The sequence below is a fragment of the Streptococcus oralis genome (assembly GCF_023109195.1).
In the GTDB taxonomy this organism is placed as follows: domain Bacteria; phylum Bacillota; class Bacilli; order Lactobacillales; family Streptococcaceae; genus Streptococcus; species Streptococcus oralis_BV.
In genome coordinates this window covers 23,937-40,155 of record NZ_JALDUB010000003.1, presented here as the reverse complement: position 1 = coordinate 40,155, position 16,219 = coordinate 23,937, and the positions used below count along the sequence as shown (strand labels likewise).

At 41.8% G+C, this 16,219-nt stretch carries 17 protein-coding genes and 1 tRNA gene; 16 read left to right on the top strand and 2 right to left on the bottom strand.

Annotated features, from left to right (window positions below; genetic code table 11):
• Positions 1-66: 66 nt before the first annotated feature.
• Positions 67-345: an acylphosphatase gene (locus M1F65_RS08275; protein ID WP_001174609.1), complete on the bottom strand. Its 279-nt coding sequence runs from the start codon at positions 343-345 to the stop codon at positions 67-69.
• Between the two features lie 33 nt (positions 346-378).
• Between M1F65_RS08275 and M1F65_RS08270 the strand changes: the two genes are divergently transcribed.
• The 11 genes from M1F65_RS08270 to M1F65_RS08220 all read left to right on the top strand — a co-directional run bounded on the left by M1F65_RS08270 (position 379) and on the right by M1F65_RS08220 (position 9,173).
• Positions 379-1,119: a TrmH family RNA methyltransferase gene (locus M1F65_RS08270; RefSeq protein ID WP_008289068.1), complete on the top strand. Its 741-nt coding sequence runs from the start codon at positions 379-381 to the stop codon at positions 1,117-1,119.
• Between the two features lie 54 nt (positions 1,120-1,173).
• A complete protein-coding gene (locus M1F65_RS08265; protein ID WP_001076860.1) occupies positions 1,174-1,857 on the top strand; it encodes a Bax inhibitor-1/YccA family protein in 684 nt (227 codons plus the stop codon).
• Positions 1,858-1,966: 109 nt separating this feature from the next.
• On the top strand, positions 1,967-2,959 hold the full coding sequence (gene asnA / locus M1F65_RS08260) for an aspartate--ammonia ligase (RefSeq protein WP_000748000.1): 993 nt from the start codon (positions 1,967-1,969) through the stop codon (positions 2,957-2,959).
• Positions 2,960-3,023: 64 nt separating this feature from the next.
• Complete coding sequence (gene rsmD / locus M1F65_RS08255; protein ID WP_000706939.1) at positions 3,024-3,563, top strand: 16S rRNA (guanine(966)-N(2))-methyltransferase RsmD; 540 nt, start codon at positions 3,024-3,026, stop codon at positions 3,561-3,563.
• Positions 3,553-4,041 carry a pantetheine-phosphate adenylyltransferase gene (coaD, locus tag M1F65_RS08250; protein ID WP_247925780.1) on the top strand — a complete coding sequence of 163 codons (489 nt, stop codon included), beginning with the start codon at positions 3,553-3,555 and terminating at the stop codon, positions 4,039-4,041. The genes rsmD and coaD overlap by 11 nt, the downstream gene beginning before the upstream one ends.
• Positions 4,025-5,062 (top strand): SepM family pheromone-processing serine protease, encoded by a 1,038-nt coding sequence (locus M1F65_RS08245; RefSeq protein WP_000730772.1) that lies wholly within the window; start codon positions 4,025-4,027, stop codon positions 5,060-5,062. Before coaD ends, M1F65_RS08245 begins: the two co-directional genes overlap by 17 nt.
• 55 nt (positions 5,063-5,117) lie before the next feature.
• Positions 5,118-5,348 (top strand): DUF1146 family protein, encoded by a 231-nt coding sequence (locus M1F65_RS08240; protein ID WP_071788240.1) that lies wholly within the window; start codon positions 5,118-5,120, stop codon positions 5,346-5,348.
• A gap of 23 nt (positions 5,349-5,371) precedes the next feature.
• Entirely contained in the window at positions 5,372-6,655 is a 1,284-nt protein-coding gene (gene murA / locus M1F65_RS08235) for a UDP-N-acetylglucosamine 1-carboxyvinyltransferase (RefSeq protein WP_247925779.1), read from the top strand.
• A complete protein-coding gene (locus tag M1F65_RS08230) occupies positions 6,642-6,836 on the top strand; it encodes a DNA-directed RNA polymerase subunit beta (protein ID WP_000739701.1) in 195 nt (64 codons plus the stop codon). Before murA ends, M1F65_RS08230 begins: the two co-directional genes overlap by 14 nt.
• 40 nt (positions 6,837-6,876) lie before the next feature.
• Positions 6,877-7,701, top strand: coding sequence for a DNA/RNA non-specific endonuclease (locus tag M1F65_RS08225; RefSeq protein WP_247925778.1), 825 nt, complete (start codon positions 6,877-6,879; stop codon positions 7,699-7,701).
• A gap of 140 nt (positions 7,702-7,841) precedes the next feature.
• A complete protein-coding gene (locus tag M1F65_RS08220; RefSeq protein ID WP_247925777.1) occupies positions 7,842-9,173 on the top strand; it encodes a hemolysin family protein in 1,332 nt (443 codons plus the stop codon).
• 147 nt (positions 9,174-9,320) lie between these two features.
• Here the strand turns inward: M1F65_RS08220 and M1F65_RS08215 are convergent.
• Positions 9,321-9,391: transfer RNA gene (locus tag M1F65_RS08215), tRNA-Cys, on the bottom strand.
• Positions 9,392-9,690: 299 nt separating this feature from the next.
• On the opposite strand from M1F65_RS08215, the gene M1F65_RS08210 reads away from it, so the two are divergent.
• The 5 genes from M1F65_RS08210 to M1F65_RS08190 all read left to right on the top strand — a co-directional run bounded on the left by M1F65_RS08210 (position 9,691) and on the right by M1F65_RS08190 (position 16,175).
• A complete protein-coding gene (locus M1F65_RS08210) occupies positions 9,691-11,670 on the top strand; it encodes a peptide ABC transporter substrate-binding protein (RefSeq protein ID WP_247925776.1) in 1,980 nt (659 codons plus the stop codon).
• 66 nt (positions 11,671-11,736) lie between these two features.
• Positions 11,737-13,233 (top strand): ABC transporter permease, encoded by a 1,497-nt coding sequence (locus M1F65_RS08205; protein WP_125391576.1) that lies wholly within the window; start codon positions 11,737-11,739, stop codon positions 13,231-13,233.
• Positions 13,233-14,159 carry an oligopeptide ABC transporter permease OppC gene (gene oppC / locus M1F65_RS08200; protein ID WP_000103938.1) on the top strand — a complete coding sequence of 309 codons (927 nt, stop codon included), beginning with the start codon at positions 13,233-13,235 and terminating at the stop codon, positions 14,157-14,159. The genes M1F65_RS08205 and oppC overlap by 1 nt, the downstream gene beginning before the upstream one ends.
• Positions 14,160-14,167: 8 nt before the next feature.
• On the top strand, positions 14,168-15,235 hold the full coding sequence (locus M1F65_RS08195; protein ID WP_000589650.1) for an ABC transporter ATP-binding protein: 1,068 nt from the start codon (positions 14,168-14,170) through the stop codon (positions 15,233-15,235).
• A 10-nt stretch (positions 15,236-15,245) separates the two neighbouring features.
• The gene (locus M1F65_RS08190; RefSeq protein WP_001291306.1) at positions 15,246-16,175 is read left to right on the top strand and encodes an ATP-binding cassette domain-containing protein; all 930 of its coding nucleotides are present in this window, start codon (positions 15,246-15,248) and stop codon (positions 16,173-16,175) included.
• Positions 16,176-16,219: the final 44 nt, after the last annotated feature.

Sequence of the window (16,219 nt, the reverse complement as noted above, 5' to 3'; positions counted from 1 at the left end):
CTTCTTTAAAAATTATACCTTTCTATTCTACTGTTTTTTTGTAAAATATACAATAGTTCTAGAGACCTAATTTGCGACTTTGAAGTCCGAATAGGATGAAAAGTTGCTCATTTGTACATCTAGATAGGTAACTTTTGAAAAAGGTGTCGGACCTTTTCGGATTTCTTGGATAAATTTTGCCATAGTGGCAGAGGAGTCTGCCTGAGCAAGAATTTCCACTGTGCCATCGTCGTTATTCCAGACACGACCAGTGATGCCACCGATTTCAAGAGCTAAAGTAACAACACCCCAACGAAAACCAACACCCTGCACCCTGCCTTGGGCAATCATTCTAACCTTTTGCATACCAAACCCCTTTGATTGTGTTATAATATTTCTATGACTATTATAACCTCAAAAGCCAATTCTGTGGTAAAAAATGCCAAGAAATTACATCAAAAAAAATATCGAAAGTCTGCTTATTTGATTGAAGGCTGGCACTTATTCGAAGAAGCTGTTCAAGCAGGAGTGACGATTGAAAAGGTCTTTGCCCTAGAAAGTTACCGAGATCAGCTAGTTGCTTTTCCTCAAACTATTTGGGTTTCAGAGGAGATTTTGCTAGATTTGGCAGATACGCAAACTCCTCAAGGCATTGTTGCAGTGATTCAAAAAGAAGAAGTGGGACTGCCTGATCTCCATCAGGGCAAGTATCTATTTTTAGAGGATGTTCAAGATCCTGGTAATGTGGGCACCATGATTCGGACGGCGGATGCGGCAGGTTTTACAGGGGTTATTGTTTCAGACAAGTCAGCAGATATATACAGTCTCAAGACCCTGCGTTCCATGCAAGGAAGTCATTTTCATTTGCCTATCTATCGTATGCCTCTTGTCAGCTTTGTAGAAGAGGCAAAGAAGAGCAATTTGCCCATTCTGGCAACGACCTTATCGAGAGAGTCAAAGGATTATCGTGAGCTTTCTTCACTAGAGAACTTTGTTTTAGTCATGGGAAATGAAGGGCAGGGGATTAGTTCTGTCATGGCTGAGAGTGCTGATCAGCTGGTTCATATTGGCATGAAAGGCCGAGCAGAAAGTCTCAACGTAGCAGTTGCAGCAGGAATTTTGATGTTTTATTTTAGCTAATTTATAAAATCTTTGTTATAATCAAGACATATTTATAGAAAAAGGAGAATCAGAATGAATCAAACGATTATTCAAGAACGTTCAGGTCTTAATCAATTTTACGCTAAGGTTTATGCTTTTGTGGGACTTGGGATTGGTCTATCGGCTCTCGTGTCAGCTTTGATGTTGACAGTCTTCCAAGCTCAATTGACTTACTTTTTAATGCATGGCCGTCTCTGGTTGATGATTGCAACTTTTGCAGAACTTGGTTTAGTCTTTGTTGCAAGTAGCATGGCTACAAAAAATAGCCCAGCAGCTCTCCCAGTATTTTTAGTTTATTCTGTTTTAAATGGCTTTACGCTCAGCTTTGTCGTAGCCCTCTATACACCTGGGACCGTCTTATCAGCCTTTGTATCCAGTGCCCTTCTCTTCTTTGTCATGGCGGCAATCGGAATTTTCACCAAGAAAGATTTGAGTGGAATGGGACGAGCTTTGATGGCTGCGCTTGTCGGGTTAATTATTGCCATGGTCGTTAACCTCTTTCTAGCCAATAGTTTCTTTGACTACATGATTAGTATTGCCATGGTCTTGGTTTTCTCAGGTTTGATTGCTTGGGACAACCAAAAGATTCGCTATGTTTATGAGCAGTCACGAGGGCAAGTAGCGACAGGATGGGTCATCTCAATGGCGCTCAGCATCTATCTAGACTTTATCAACCTCTTCCTTAGCATCTTACGAATCTTTGGTCGAAATGATTAATGAATGACAGAGTCAGTGTTCAAAAGAGCACTGACTTTTTCTTATTTACTCTTTTCTTTTCTTGGAAATAGGTGTATAATGCTTTTAACTAATTTTTGAGGAGCTGTTTATGAAGAAAAGTTTTATTCATCAACAAGAAGAAATTTCCTTTGTCAAAAACACTTTTACCCAGTATTTGAAAGATAAGTTAGAAGTTGTTGAAGTTCAAGGTCCTATCTTGAGCAAGGTCGGAGATGGGATGCAGGACAACCTGTCAGGTGTCGAAAATCCAGTATCTGTCAAGGTTTTGCAAATTCCGAATGAAACCTATGAGGTCGTTCATTCACTTGCTAAATGGAAACGCCACACCTTGGCTCGTTTTGGTTTCGGTGATGGGGAAGGTTTGTTTGTCCACATGAAGGCCCTTCGCCCAGATGAAGATTCGCTAGATGCGACCCACTCTGTTTATGTGGACCAGTGGGATTGGGAGAAGGTTATCCCAAATGGTCAACGCAATATCGCCTATCTCAAAGAAACCGTTGAGAAGATTTACAAGGCTATTCGTCTGACAGAGCTAGCCGTAGAAGCCCGCTATGATATCGAATCCATCTTGCCAAAACAAATCACCTTTATCCATACAGAAGAGTTGGTGGAACGCTATCCAGATTTAACACCGAAAGAGCGTGAAAATGCGATCTGTAAAGAGTTCGGTGCAGTCTTCTTGATTGGTATCGGTGGCGAGTTGCCTGACGGAAAACCTCATGATGGCCGTGCACCTGACTACGATGACTGGACAACAGAGTCTGAAAATGGCTACAAGGGGTTGAATGGCGATATTCTCGTTTGGAACGAATCTCTTGGTTGTGCCTTTGAACTTTCATCAATGGGGATTCGGGTAGATGAGGATACCCTTCGTCGCCAAGTGGCTCTTACAGGAGACGAAGATCGTCTAGAATTGGAATGGCATAAAGCCTTGCTTAACGGCCTTTTCCCACTGACAATCGGTGGAGGTATCGGACAGTCTCGGATGGCCATGTTCCTTCTTCGTAAGAAACACATCGGAGAGGTTCAGACCAGTGTTTGGCCTCAAGAAGTTCGCGATACGTACGAAAATATTTTGTAGAGAATCGAACCGCAAGGTTCGGTTTTCTTTCTCTTTTTTTCTATAATTTGGTATAATAAACGGTATGAAAATCGTATCAGGAATCTATGGGGGGCGTCCTCTCAAGACGCTAGAAGGCAAGACGACGAGGCCGACATCTGATAAGGTGAGAGGAGCTATCTTTAACATGATAGGTCCCTATTTTGAGGGTGGTCGTGTCTTGGATCTCTATGCTGGCAGTGGCGGTCTGTCTATTGAAGCTGTGTCAAGAGGGATGTCTCATGCTGTCTTAGTGGAACGGGATCGAAAGGCGCAAGCTATCATCGCTGAAAACATCCAAATGACCAAGGAAGCTTCCAAATTTCAACTCTTAAAGATGGAGGCTGAACGGGCCTTGGAGCAAGTGAAAGGTCCCTTTGACCTGGTCTTTTTAGACCCTCCCTATGCCAAGGAACAAATCGTTGCAGATATCGAAAAAATGGCAGAAAGAAATCTTTTCTCCGAAGAGATCATGGTTGTCTGTGAAACCGATAAGTCTGTAGAACTTCCAGAAGAAATCGCCTGCTTAGGTATCTGGAAGGAAAAAATATATGGGATTAGTAAGGTGACAGTTTATGTCAGATAAAATTGGATTATTTACAGGTTCATTTGACCCGATGACAAATGGACATCTGGATATTATTGAACGTGCCAGCAAACTCTTTGACAAGCTCTATGTCGGGGTTTTCTACAATCCCCACAAACAAGGCTTTCTCCCTGTTGAAAATCGCAAACGAGCAGTCGAAAAAGCGGTGGCGTATTTAGATAATGTAGAGGTGATGGCTTCTCATGATCGGTTAGTTGTTGATGTTGCAAGAAGACTGGGAGCCAAAACTCTTGTCCGTGGCTTGCGGAATACCACCGACTTGCAATACGAGTCTAGTTTTGACTACTACAATCATCAACTGGCTCCAGAAATCGAAACCATTTACCTATATAGCCACCCAGAGCATCTTTATATTAGCTCTTCGGCCGTGAGAGAACTTCTGAAGTTTGGTCAGGAGATTCAGCAATATGTCCCAAACAGTGTTGTGGAGGAATTAGAACATGAAGAAAAAAACTAGATGGCCCTTATATGTCATCCTAGCACTAGTATTGACTTTTTTAGCCTTTGTAGTACCTTTGCCTTACTACATAGAAGTTCCAGGTGGAGCGGAAGATATTCGTCGCGTTTTGAAAGTCAATGAAACAGAAGACACAGAAGCAGGAGCTTACCAGTTTGTGACAGTCGGTATTCGACACGCAACCCTATCGCATCTTGTCTATGCTTGGTTAACACCTTTCACAGATATTAGAAGTGCCAAGGAGACTACGGGTGGCTCTACTGATGCAGAGTTTATGCGGATCAATCAGTTCTACATGCAAACTTCTCAAAACATGGCCAAGTATCAAGGATTGAAGACGGCTGGAAAGGATATCGAACTCAAGTATCTGGGAGTCTACGTCTTGACCGTGACGGACAATTCAACTTTTAAGGGCATTCTGAACATAGCAGACACCGTGACGGCTGTTAATGACAAAACATTTGACAGTTCAAAAGACTTGGTCGACTATGTTAATTCTCAACAATTAGGAGATACGGTCAAGGTAACCTATGAGGAAGACGGAAAAGTCAAGTCTGCAGAAGGTAAAATTATCACTCTTGAAAACGGGAAAAACGGTATTGGGATTGGTTTGATTGACCGTACGGAAGTGACCAGTGATGTTCCAATTCGCTTTTCAACAGCTGGTATTGGCGGGCCAAGTGCCGGTCTCATGTTTAGTCTCGCTATTTACACCCAGATAGCAGATCCAGGACTTCGTAATGGCCGCATCGTTGCGGGAACGGGAACTATTGATCGCGATGGAAATGTTGGCGACATCGGTGGAATTGACAAAAAAGTGGTTGCAGCCTCTCGTCAGGGAGCCAACATCTTTTTTGCTCCTGACAATCCAGTTACCGAGGAAGCAAAGAAAGCAGATCCCAATGCGAAAAGCAACTATGAAACAGCCTTAGAAGCTGCTAAAACGATCAAAACAGAGATGAAAATCGTTCCCGTTAAGACCTTGCAGGATGCGATTGATTACCTTAAAAACAATCCCTAATTCGTAGAAAAATTGAAAACTAGCGCGCAAGCGGATAAGATGGTATAATAGTCAAATGGTTCAATTATTATTCACTCTAAGTAGTCATATACTCTTTATTTATTTGAGTTTTTACCTTTTGAAGGATCTTGTGAGATGGGAAAAGGTTTTAAAAGTGACCGCTACTAACACAAAAAAAGTTCGTTTGTTGGTAGGTTTCTTTAGTATTGTGATGGGCTACATCTTGAGTTCATTCTTTATCGGTTTGTACCAACTGTGGCAAGAAGCACTTAGAGGACTATTATAAAATCAAAAGTAAAGGAAACAACTATGGAAAAAATTGTGGTTCAAGGCGGAGATAATCGTCTGGTCGGGAGTGTGACGATCGAGGGAGCAAAGAATGCAGTCTTGCCCTTGTTGGCAGCGACAATTCTAGCAAGCAAGGGTAAGACAGTCTTGCAGAACGTCCCAATCTTGTCAGATGTTTTCACCATGAATCAAGTGGTTCGAGGTCTGAATGCCAAGGTGGACTTTGATGAGGAAGCTCATGTTGTCGAGGTTGATGCGACTGGTGATATAACGGAGGAAGCTCCATACAAGTATGTCAGCAAGATGCGTGCATCCATCGTTGTCTTGGGACCAATCCTTGCTCGTGTAGGCCATGCCAAAGTTTCTATGCCAGGAGGGTGCACTATCGGGAGTCGTCCCATCGACCTCCACCTCAAAGGTTTGGAAGCTATGGGGGCAAAGATTACCCAGACAGCTGGTTACATCGAAGCTAAGGCAGAACGCCTGCATGGCGCTCATATCTACATGGACTTCCCTAGTGTCGGAGCAACACAAAACCTCATGATGGCGGCAACTCTAGCTGACGGTGTGACAGTGATAGAAAATGCTGCGCGTGAGCCAGAAATTGTTGACCTCGCTATTCTCCTTAATGAGATGGGAGCTAAGGTCAAGGGAGCTGGTACCGAAACCATCACAGTGACTGGTGTCGAGGAACTCCATGGAACAACTCATAATGTGGTACAGGATCGTATCGAAGCAGGAACCTTTATGGTGGCGGCAGCTATGACTGGTGGAGATGTTCTCGTTCGTGATGCCGTCTGGGAACACAATCGCCCCTTGATTTCAAAACTACTTGAAATGGGTGTTGAAGTGACAGAGGAATCAGAAGGTATCCGTGTTCGTTCTCAACTTGAAAATCTCAAGGCTGTTCATGTAAAAACCTTACCGCACCCAGGATTCCCAACAGATATGCAGGCACAATTTACAGCTCTGATGACCGTCGCAAAAGGGGAATCCACCATGGTGGAGACGGTGTTTGAGAATCGCTTCCAACACTTGGAGGAAATGCGCCGTATGGGCTTGCATTCAGAGATTATCCGTGACACAGCTCGTATTGTTGGGGGACAAGCTTTACAGGGGGCAGAAGTTTTATCAACGGACCTTCGCGCTAGTGCTGCTTTGATTTTGACAGGTCTGGTGGCACAGGGAGAAACAGTTGTTGGTAAGCTAGTTCACCTTGATAGAGGTTACTACCGTTTCCATGAGAAATTGGCTCAGCTAGGATCGAAGATTCAGCGAATCGAGGCAAATGATGAAGAAGAATAAAAACTTACGCTATGTACTCCGTCGTTTACTGTTGATTTTTATCGTACTATTGCTAGGCTTTCTGGCTTTAGGAATCGGCTTGATGGTTGGTTATGGCATCCTAGGAAAGGGACAGGATCCATGGGCTATATTGTCTCCAGCAAAGTGGCAGGAATTGATTAGCAAATTTACAGGAAATTAGACTGGGAGACCAGTCTTTTTCTAAAGAAATAAGGAGAAAAATGGACAAAAAAACAAGACAAGCTCTGATAGGATTACTTCTATTCTTACTCTTGGCTGCTGGAAGCTACTACATCAAGCAGATGCAGTCAGTACCAAATAGCCCTAGAACCAAGGTTAGTCAGAAAAAACAAGCTTCAGAAGCACCCAGTCAGGAGCTAGCTGAAAGTGTCTTAACTGAGTCAATCAAAAATCAAATCAAGGGGGGGCTCGAGTGGAATGGAGCAGGGGCCTTCATTGTCAATGGCAATAAAACCAATCTAGATGCCAAGGTTTCTAGCAAACCCTATGCGGATAATAAGACAAAGATAGTTGGAAAAGAAACAGTCCCGACTGTTGCCAATGCCATCTTATCCAAAGCGACTCGGCAGTATAAGAACCGTGAAGAAACAGGCAACGGCTCAACCTCCTGGACGCCACCAGGATGGCATCAGGTCAAGAATCTAAAGGGAGCCTATACACACGCAGTAGATAGGGGGCACTTATTGGGTTATGCCTTGATAGGTGGGTTAGATGGCTTTGATGCTTCTACCAGCAATCCCAAGAACATTGCAGTCCAGACAGCTTGGGCCAACCAAGCACAGGCTGAGGATTCGACAGGTCAGAACTACTATGAGAGTCTGGTTAGGAAAGCCTTAGACCAGAATAAGAGAGTCCGTTATCGGGTAACTCTCCACTATGCTACGAATGAGGATTTGGTTCCATCTGCTTCACAAATTGAAGCCAAGTCTTCGGATGGCGAATTGGAGTTCAACGTCCTGATTCCAAATGTTCAAAAGGGTATCCAGCTTGATTACCGAACAGGTCAGGTCACGGTGACAAACTAGAGCCAATCTATTAAAGGAATAAAAATTGCTCCCTTGTCCGTCATTGATAAGGGAGCAATTGTATAAATTAGAAAATAATGTGATTCCTAGGCCGATTTATGGTATAATGGAACACAAGATACTATTTTAGGAGAAGGACTATGGAAGACCCGAGCAGTCAGAATTTGTTGCTACAGTTTGTATTGTTATTTATCTTGACCCTGTTAAATGCTTTTTTCTCAGCCACTGAAATGGCGATGGTGTCACTAAACCGTTCCCGAGTGGAGCAAAAGGCAGAAGAGGGAGACAAACGTTACATTCGTTTGTTAAAGGTACTTGAAAATCCTAACCACTTTTTATCAACCATTCAAGTCGGTATCACCTTGATCACGATCTTATCAGGGGCAAAATTGGCAGATACACTTGGACAAGTAATTGCCTCTTGGATGGGGAACGGAGAAACAGCTTATGCCATTGCAAGTTTCCTCTCTTTGGCATTCTTGACCTACATCTCTATTGTTTTTGGGGAACTATATCCCAAGAGAATCGCTCTAAATCTGAAAGATGCTTTGGCAATTCGAACAGCACCAATTATTATTGGTCTTGGAAAGATTGTAAGTCCCTTTGTCTGGCTGTTATCTGCTTCAACCAATTTGTTAAGTCGTTTAACACCAATGACCTTTGATGATGCGGATGAAAAAATGACTCGAGATGAAATTGAGTACATGTTGACCAAAAGTGAGGAAACTTTGGATGCGGACGAAATCGAGATGTTACAAGGGATCTTCTCTCTAGATGAACTGATGGCGAGAGAAGTCATGGTGCCTCGTACAGATGCCTTTATGGTAGATATTCAGGATGACAGTCAAACGATTATCCAAAGTATTCTAAAGCAAAATTTCTCACGTATCCCTGTTTACGATGGGGATAAGGACAATGTGATTGGTTTGATTCATACCAAGCGTTTGCTAAACGCCGCCTATGCAGATGGCTTTGAAAATATTGTCTGGAAACGAATCCTCCAAACCCCACTATTTGTGCCTGAGACCATCTTTGTGGACGACCTCCTTAAAGAGCTTCGAAATACCCAAAATCAAATGGCCATCTTACTAGACGAATACGGGGGCATGGCTGGTTTGGTAACTCTGGAAGATCTTCTAGAAGAGATTGTCGGTGAGATCGATGACGAGACGGATAGGGCAGAAATCGAAGTCCATCAAATAGGTGAGGACACCTATATTGCACAGGGAACCATGAATCTTAACGACTTCAATGACTACTTTGGTGTTGAACTAGAAAGCGATGATGTGGATACCATCGCCGGCTATTATTTGACGGGTGTTGGTACGATTCCAACAACTGAAAAAATCAGCTATGAACTGGTCAGTCAAAACAAACAGATTGTCCTGACCAATGATAAGGTGAAAAATGGACGTGTTACCAAGGTAAAAGTTCAAATCACAGAACTAGAACCTGAAGAAGAAACAGAATAAAGCAGTGACTTGAGTCACTGCTTTATATTTCCCCCAATTCGCCCCAAAAGTTTTTCGAAGTTATCCGTATTTATCTGAAGAAAAAATAAAAAAGCCCAATTTTACGGGCTTTTCATTTGGTTAATTCCTGTTCATTCAGGTATTGAAAGGCGGTAGACGGATTTGAACCGACGATCAAGCTTTTGCAGAGCCGTGCCTTACCACTTGGCTATACCGCCTCAACGTTTATTATTATACCTTGAAAATCATTTCCCGTCAATAGTTTCTTATTCTAAAATCCAATTTAGGAAAACAGATGGTGATTGAAGAAGTGAGAAAAAGCTTGTAAAAATCCCGTTCTAAAGAGGGTCGGACTAGAAAGTATTTCTTGCAGAAACAAACAAAGAATGCAAGAATTTTGACAAATAGAAGTTTTTTGAAGAAATGCGCCTAAATATTCTGAAAATTCGTTTACTTTTTAAAAGATATATGTTATAATTTCCAATAAGCCTAAATTTTTCAAAGAGGAGTTAACAATATGAAAAAAAGTAGAGTATTTGTCGCAGCAGGAATTGCCCTATTAGCAACTGGCGTTTTAGCTGCTTGTGGTTCTTCAAAATCATCTGATTCTACAGCGCCAAAAAATTATGGCTATATTTATTCAGCTGACCCAGAAACGTTGGATTACCTCATTTCAGGGAAACAAAGTACTAAGGTTGCCACTTCAAATGGTATCGATGGTCTTTTCACAAACGACAAGTATGGGAACCTAGTCCCTGCAGTTGCAGAAGACTGGTCAGTTTCAAAAGATGGTTTGACTTATACCTACAAGATTCGTAAAGGTGTCAAATGGATGACATCTGATGGCGAAGAGTATGCTGAAGTAACAGCCAAGGACTTTGTAAATGGTTTGAAACACGCAGCTGACAATAAATCAGCAGCTAAGTATCTAGCAGAAGATTCAGTTAAAGGTCTAGCTGACTATATAGCTGGAAACAATAAAGATTTTGCTTCAGTCGGTGTAAAAGCAGTTGATGATTACACCCTTGAATACACTTTGAACAAACCAGAACCATACTGGAACTCTAAGCTGGCCTACTCAATCTTCTGGCCATTGAACGAAGAATTTGAAAAATCAAAAGGATCTGATTTTGGTAAAGCGACTGACCCTACATCATTGCTTTACAATGGACCATTCTTGCTGAGAGGTTTGACTGCTAAGTCATCTATCGAATTTGTGAAGAATGAAAACTATTGGGACAAAGACAATGTTCATCTTGATAAAGTAACACTTGCTTACTATGATGGTTCAGATCAAGAATCAATTGAACGTAACTTTACAAGTGGGGCTTATAGCTATGCCCGTCTCTTCCCAACAAGTTCAAACTACTCTAAGGTAGAAGAAACATACAAAGACAATATTTACTACACTCCATCAGGTCCAGGTATTGGTGGTTTGGGTGTAAATATTGACCGTCAAGGTTACAAATACACTTCTAAGACAACTGATGAAGAGAAGACTTCTACTAAGAAAGCCCTTCTTAACAAGGACTTCCGTCAGGCTTTGAACTTTGCCTTTGACCGTACTTCTTACTCAGCACAAATTAATGGTAAAGAAGGTGCTCCTCTTGCAGTTCGTAACCTCTTTGTGAAACCAGACTTTGTCTCTGCAGGCGAAAAAACTTTCGGTGACTTGGTAACTGAAAAGATGGCGGCTTACGGTGATGAATGGAAGAATGTAAACTTTGCGGATGGTCAAGATGGACTTTTCAACGCCGATAAAGCCAAAGCCGAATTTGCCAAAGCTAAAACAGCATTGGAAGCAGAAGGTGTGAAATTCCCTATCCACTTGGATATCCCAGTAGACCAAACATCTAAAAACTATATCGCACGTATTCAATCCTTCAAACAATCCGTTGAGACTGTACTTGGAGAAGAAAACGTAGTCATCGATATCCAACAAATCACTACAGATGAACTACAGAATATTACATACTACGCAGCTAGCGCAGCGGCAGAAGATTGGGATCTCTCAGGTGCTGTTGGATGGAACCCTGACTATGAAGATCCATCAACTTACCTTGATATCTTGAAAACAACGAATGCTGAACAAACAAAAACCTATATGGGTTACGAAGGTGCAGATAATGCTGCAGCGGCTCAAGTTGGTTTGAAAGAATACGATAAGTTAGTTGATGAAGCAGGAAAAGAAACAAGTGACTTGAATGTTCGTTATGAAAAATATGCGGCTGCCCAAGCTTGGTTGACAGATAGCTCACTCTTCTTGCCAGCTATGTCATCAAGTGGTGCTGCACCAATCATTTCTCGTGTTGTGCCTTTCTCTGCATCATACAGTCAATCTGGAGATAAGGGCTCAGACGTATACTTTAAGTATATTCAGTTACAAGACAAGGTTGTAACAAAAGCTGATTATGAACAAGCTCGTGAAAAATGGCTCAAAGAGAAAAAAGAATCAAACGAAAAAGTTCAAAAAGAATTGGCTAATCACGTTAAATAAATAACTCTCAAGAGAACTTTCTCTCCATGAGGAGAAGGTTCTTTTGGGATTTTAAAAGGAAACGATATGAAGAAATATATTTTTATGCGTGTATTGCGTTCATTGTTGTCTATTTTCTTGGTGACAACCTTGACTTACACAATTATTTATACGATGGTTCCTCGAAAACTGATTTTCAAGCAGGATACCAACTATAACAAGATTGCAACGACGCCGGATAAGCGGGATAATTATGAAAATACCGTTTATGAACGGATGGGCTATATCGAGTACTACGATACCAAAGAGTTGCAAGAAAGAGCGAGCACAATGGACTCATCTGTAACAGTGGATTCCAATGATACCAATAAGGCAATCTACGAAAAATACATCAACCAACTAGGAAATGGTTGGACACTCGGTGTGTTCTCAGAAAGTGGTCAATTCTATGCTACGCGTGAAATTCCGATTTTTGAACGTGTTTTCAAATTCTATGCGAACTTGATTGATATTGATCATCCAAACAAGATTCAAGATCCTGAAAATCCAAACTTGCAACGTTATCTTCGTTTTGAAAATGACCCTGCTATCGGTTGGTCATTGGTTGGTTCAGGTACAAAACATAAATACCTTTTGTATTTCAACAATCAATTCCCATTTGTACACCAAAACTTTGTGAACATCAACTTGGGTGACTCTTACCCAACTTATGCAAACACACCAGTGCTTCAAGTTATCACACAAGGTCAGGGACAAACTAAGACATCAGAAGTTCAATTCCCTACAGGTAAAAAGACTTCATCTGTAGATATTTACTCTCGTACCTACAAATCTCCAAGTCAAGCAGATGCGCGTGAAGTAGCCAACTATGGTAAAGACGATCCATATACAGCTACAGAAAGCAATTATCAATACCCATCAATGATCGCAAGCTCAGCGGTTGCTGGTTTGATTGGTTTGATTATTTCGTATGCGATTGCGATTCCACTTGGATCTGCCATGGCTCGCCACAAGAATACTTGGATTGATAGCTTCTCGACAGGTGCTCTAACCTTCTTGCTTGCACTTCCAACGATTGCCTTGGTTTATATCGTGCGCTTGATTGGATCATCTATCGGTCTGCCAGATTCATTTCCTATCTTGGGAGCTGGGGACTGGCGTTCATATGTCTTGCCAGCAGTCATTCTAGGTTTGCTGGGTGCACCAAGTACAGCTATCTGGATTCGTCGTTACATGATCGACTTGCAATCTCAGGACTTCGTTCGTTTTGCTCGTGCAAAAGGTTTGTCTGAAAAAGAAATTTCAAATAAACACATCTTTAAAAATGCCATGGTTCCTTTGGTTTCAGGTATTCCTGGAGCCGTAATCGGGGTTATCGGTGGTGCAACATTGACAGAAACAGTCTTCGCTTTCCCAGGTATGGGTAAAATGTTGATTGACTCTGTTAAGGCATCAAACAACTCAATGGTTGTTGGTCTCGTCTTTATCTTTACATGTATTTCTATCTTCTCACTCTTTGTAGGAGATATCTGGATGACCATGCTTGACCCACGTATTAAATTGACAGAGAAAGGAGGCAAATAATGTCAACAATCGGAAAAGAAAAATTTCAGTTCGTAAAACGTGACGATTTTGCCTCTGAAACAATTGACGCCCCTGCCTATTCATACTGGGGTTCTGTATTTAGACAATTTCTAAAGAAAAAATCAACAGTCCTTATGTTGGGGATTTTGGTTGCCATTATCTTGATGAGCTTTATTTACCCAATGTTCTCAGATTTTGACTTCAACGATGTAAGTAAGGTCAATGACTTCTCTGCTCGTTTTATCAAGCCCAATGCTGAACATTGGTTTGGTACAGATAGCAATGGTAAATCCTTGTTTGACGGGGTTTGGTTTGGTGCGCGTAATTCAATTCTTATCTCTGTAATTGCCACTTTTATCAACCTTGTGATCGGGGTTATTGTTGGTGGAATTTGGGGAATTTCAAAATCCGTTGACCGCGTCATGATGGAAGTTTATAACATTATTTCAAACATTCCGTCTCTCTTGATTGTCATTGTCTTGACTTACTCAATTGGTGCTGGTTTCTGGAATTTGATTTTTGCCATGAGTGTGACAACTTGGATTGGGATTGCTTATATGATTCGTATCCAAATCATGCGTTACCGTGACTTGGAATACAACCTTGCTTCTCAAACACTTGGGACACCAACCTTTAAAATCATCGTTAAAAATATCATGCCACAATTGGTATCTGTTATTGTTTCTACAATGACCTTGATGTTGCCAAGCTTCATCTCTTATGAAGCCTTCCTTTCCTTCTTTGGATTGGGATTGCCTGTAACAGTGCCAAGTTTGGGACGTTTGATCTCAGATTACTCACAAAACGTTACGACCAACGCTTACTTATTCTGGATTCCGTTGACAACCTTGATCTTGGTATCCCTATCTCTTTTCGTTGTTGGTCAAAACCTAGCGGATGCTAGTGATCCACGTACACATAGATAGGAGTAGACATGATAAAAGGAAAAGATGTAATTTTGACTGCTCGTGATATTGTCGTGGAATTTGACGTTCGTGACAAAGTTCTGACGGCTATCCGAGGAGTTTCTCTAGACTTGATTGAAGGAGAAGTTCTGGCCTTGGTAGGTGAGTCCGGTTCTGGTAAATCTGTTTTAACAAAAACCTTTACAGGGATGTTAGAAGACAATGGACGTATTGCCCAAGGAAGCATCGACTATCGTGGACAAGACTTGACCGCTCTAACTTCTAACAAGGAATGGGAGAAGATTCGTGGTGCTAAAATTGCGACTATCTTCCAAGACCCTATGACAAGTTTGGACCCAATCAATACAATCGGTAGCCAAATCACTGAAGTTATCATTAAACACCAAGGGAAAACAGCTAAGGAAGCCAAAGAGATGGCAATCGACTATATGAACAAGGTCGGAATCCCAGATGCTGAAAAACGTTTTGAAGAGTATCCTTTCCAATATTCTGGAGGGATGCGCCAACGTATCGTTATTGCGATTGCCCTTGCCTGTCGTCCAGATATCTTGATCTGTGACGAGCCAACAACGGCCCTTGACGTTACCATTCAAGCGCAAATCATTGATTTGCTTAAAACCTTGCAAAATGAGTACCACTTTACCATTATCTTTATCACCCATGACCTTGGTGTGGTAGCAAGTATTGCCGATAAGGTAGCGGTTATGTATGCTGGTGAAATTGTAGAATACGGAACTGTTGAGGAAGTCTTCTACGATCCACGTCATCCATATACTTGGAGTCTCTTGTCTAGCTTGCCTCAGCTTGCTGATGATAAAGGGGAATTGTACTCTATCCCAGGAACACCACCGTCTCTTTATACTGAGTTGAAAGGTGATGCCTTTGCCCTTCGGTCAGATTATGCGATGCAAATTGACTTTGAACAGAAAGCACCTCAGTTTTCAGTCACTGATACCCACTGGGCTAAGACTTGGTTGCTTCATGAGAATGCTCCTAAAGTTGAAAAACCTGGAGTCATTGCAGATTTGCATGACAAGATTCGTGATAAAATGGGCTTTGCTCATCTAGAAGACTAGGAGGAAGGAAATGTCTGAAAAATTAGTAGAAATTAAAGATTTAGAAATTTCCTTCGGTGAAGGAAGTAAGAAGTTTGTTGCGGTTAAAAACGCCAACTTCTTTATCAACAAGGGAGAAACCTTCTCTCTTGTTGGTGAGTCTGGTAGCGGGAAAACAACGATTGGTCGTGCCATTATTGGTCTAAATAATACTAGTAAAGGTGAGATCATCTTTGATGGTCATAAGATTAATGGGAAAAAATCTCATAAGGAATCATCAGACTTGATCCGTCGCATCCAGATGATTTTCCAGGACCCTGCAGCGAGCTTGAATGAGCGTGCAACAGTTGACTATATCATCTCTGAAGGTCTTTACAACTACCACTTGTTCAAAGACGAAGAAGATAGAAAAGAAAAAGTTCAAAAGATGATCCATGAAGTTGGACTTTTGAAAGAACACTTGACCCGTTATCCACACGAGTTTTCTGGTGGTCAACGTCAGCGTATCGGGATTGCCCGTGCCCTTGTGATGGAACCTGATTTCGTTATTGCGGATGAGCCAATTTCAGCCTTGGACGTATCAGTGCGTGCGCAAGTCTTGAACTTGCTCAAGAAGTTCCAAAAAGAGTTGGGCTTGACCTATCTTTTTATAGCCCATGACTTGTCAGTTGTTCGCTTTATCTCAGATCGTATCGCGGTTATCTATAAGGGAGTTATCGTCGAAGTGGCGGAGACAGAGGAATTGTTTAACAATCCTGTCCACCCATACACTCAAGCGCTTCTATCTGCTGTACCGATTCCTGATCCAATCTTGGAACGCAAGAAAGTCCTGAAAGTTTACGATCCTGATCAACATGACTATGAGACTGACAAGCCGTCTATGGTGGAAATTCGTCCAGGTCACTATGTTTGGGCCAATCAAGCAGAACTTGCTCGTTACAAGGAAGCTCTTAAAAAATAATTAGATTCGGAGAGGACCAAAAGGTCTTCTCATTTTTAATAGAA

Coding starts and splice junctions, on each gene's coding strand:
- M1F65_RS08275 (WP_001174609.1), bottom strand. CDS start 345: ATGCAAAAGGTTAGAATGATTGCCCAAGGCAGGGTGCAGGGTGTTGGT.
- M1F65_RS08270 (WP_008289068.1), top strand. CDS start 379: ATGACTATTATAACCTCAAAAGCCAATTCTGTGGTAAAAAATGCCAAG.
- M1F65_RS08265 (WP_001076860.1), top strand. CDS start 1,174: ATGAATCAAACGATTATTCAAGAACGTTCAGGTCTTAATCAATTTTAC.
- asnA (WP_000748000.1), top strand. CDS start 1,967: ATGAAGAAAAGTTTTATTCATCAACAAGAAGAAATTTCCTTTGTCAAA.
- rsmD (WP_000706939.1), top strand. CDS start 3,024: ATGAAAATCGTATCAGGAATCTATGGGGGGCGTCCTCTCAAGACGCTA.
- coaD (WP_247925780.1), top strand. CDS start 3,553: ATGTCAGATAAAATTGGATTATTTACAGGTTCATTTGACCCGATGACA.
- M1F65_RS08245 (WP_000730772.1), top strand. CDS start 4,025: ATGAAGAAAAAAACTAGATGGCCCTTATATGTCATCCTAGCACTAGTA.
- M1F65_RS08240 (WP_071788240.1), top strand. CDS start 5,118: ATGGTTCAATTATTATTCACTCTAAGTAGTCATATACTCTTTATTTAT.
- murA (WP_247925779.1), top strand. CDS start 5,372: ATGGAAAAAATTGTGGTTCAAGGCGGAGATAATCGTCTGGTCGGGAGT.
- M1F65_RS08230 (WP_000739701.1), top strand. CDS start 6,642: ATGAAGAAGAATAAAAACTTACGCTATGTACTCCGTCGTTTACTGTTG.
- M1F65_RS08225 (WP_247925778.1), top strand. CDS start 6,877: ATGGACAAAAAAACAAGACAAGCTCTGATAGGATTACTTCTATTCTTA.
- M1F65_RS08220 (WP_247925777.1), top strand. CDS start 7,842: ATGGAAGACCCGAGCAGTCAGAATTTGTTGCTACAGTTTGTATTGTTA.
- M1F65_RS08210 (WP_247925776.1), top strand. CDS start 9,691: ATGAAAAAAAGTAGAGTATTTGTCGCAGCAGGAATTGCCCTATTAGCA.
- M1F65_RS08205 (WP_125391576.1), top strand. CDS start 11,737: ATGAAGAAATATATTTTTATGCGTGTATTGCGTTCATTGTTGTCTATT.
- oppC (WP_000103938.1), top strand. CDS start 13,233: ATGTCAACAATCGGAAAAGAAAAATTTCAGTTCGTAAAACGTGACGAT.
- M1F65_RS08195 (WP_000589650.1), top strand. CDS start 14,168: ATGATAAAAGGAAAAGATGTAATTTTGACTGCTCGTGATATTGTCGTG.
- M1F65_RS08190 (WP_001291306.1), top strand. CDS start 15,246: ATGTCTGAAAAATTAGTAGAAATTAAAGATTTAGAAATTTCCTTCGGT.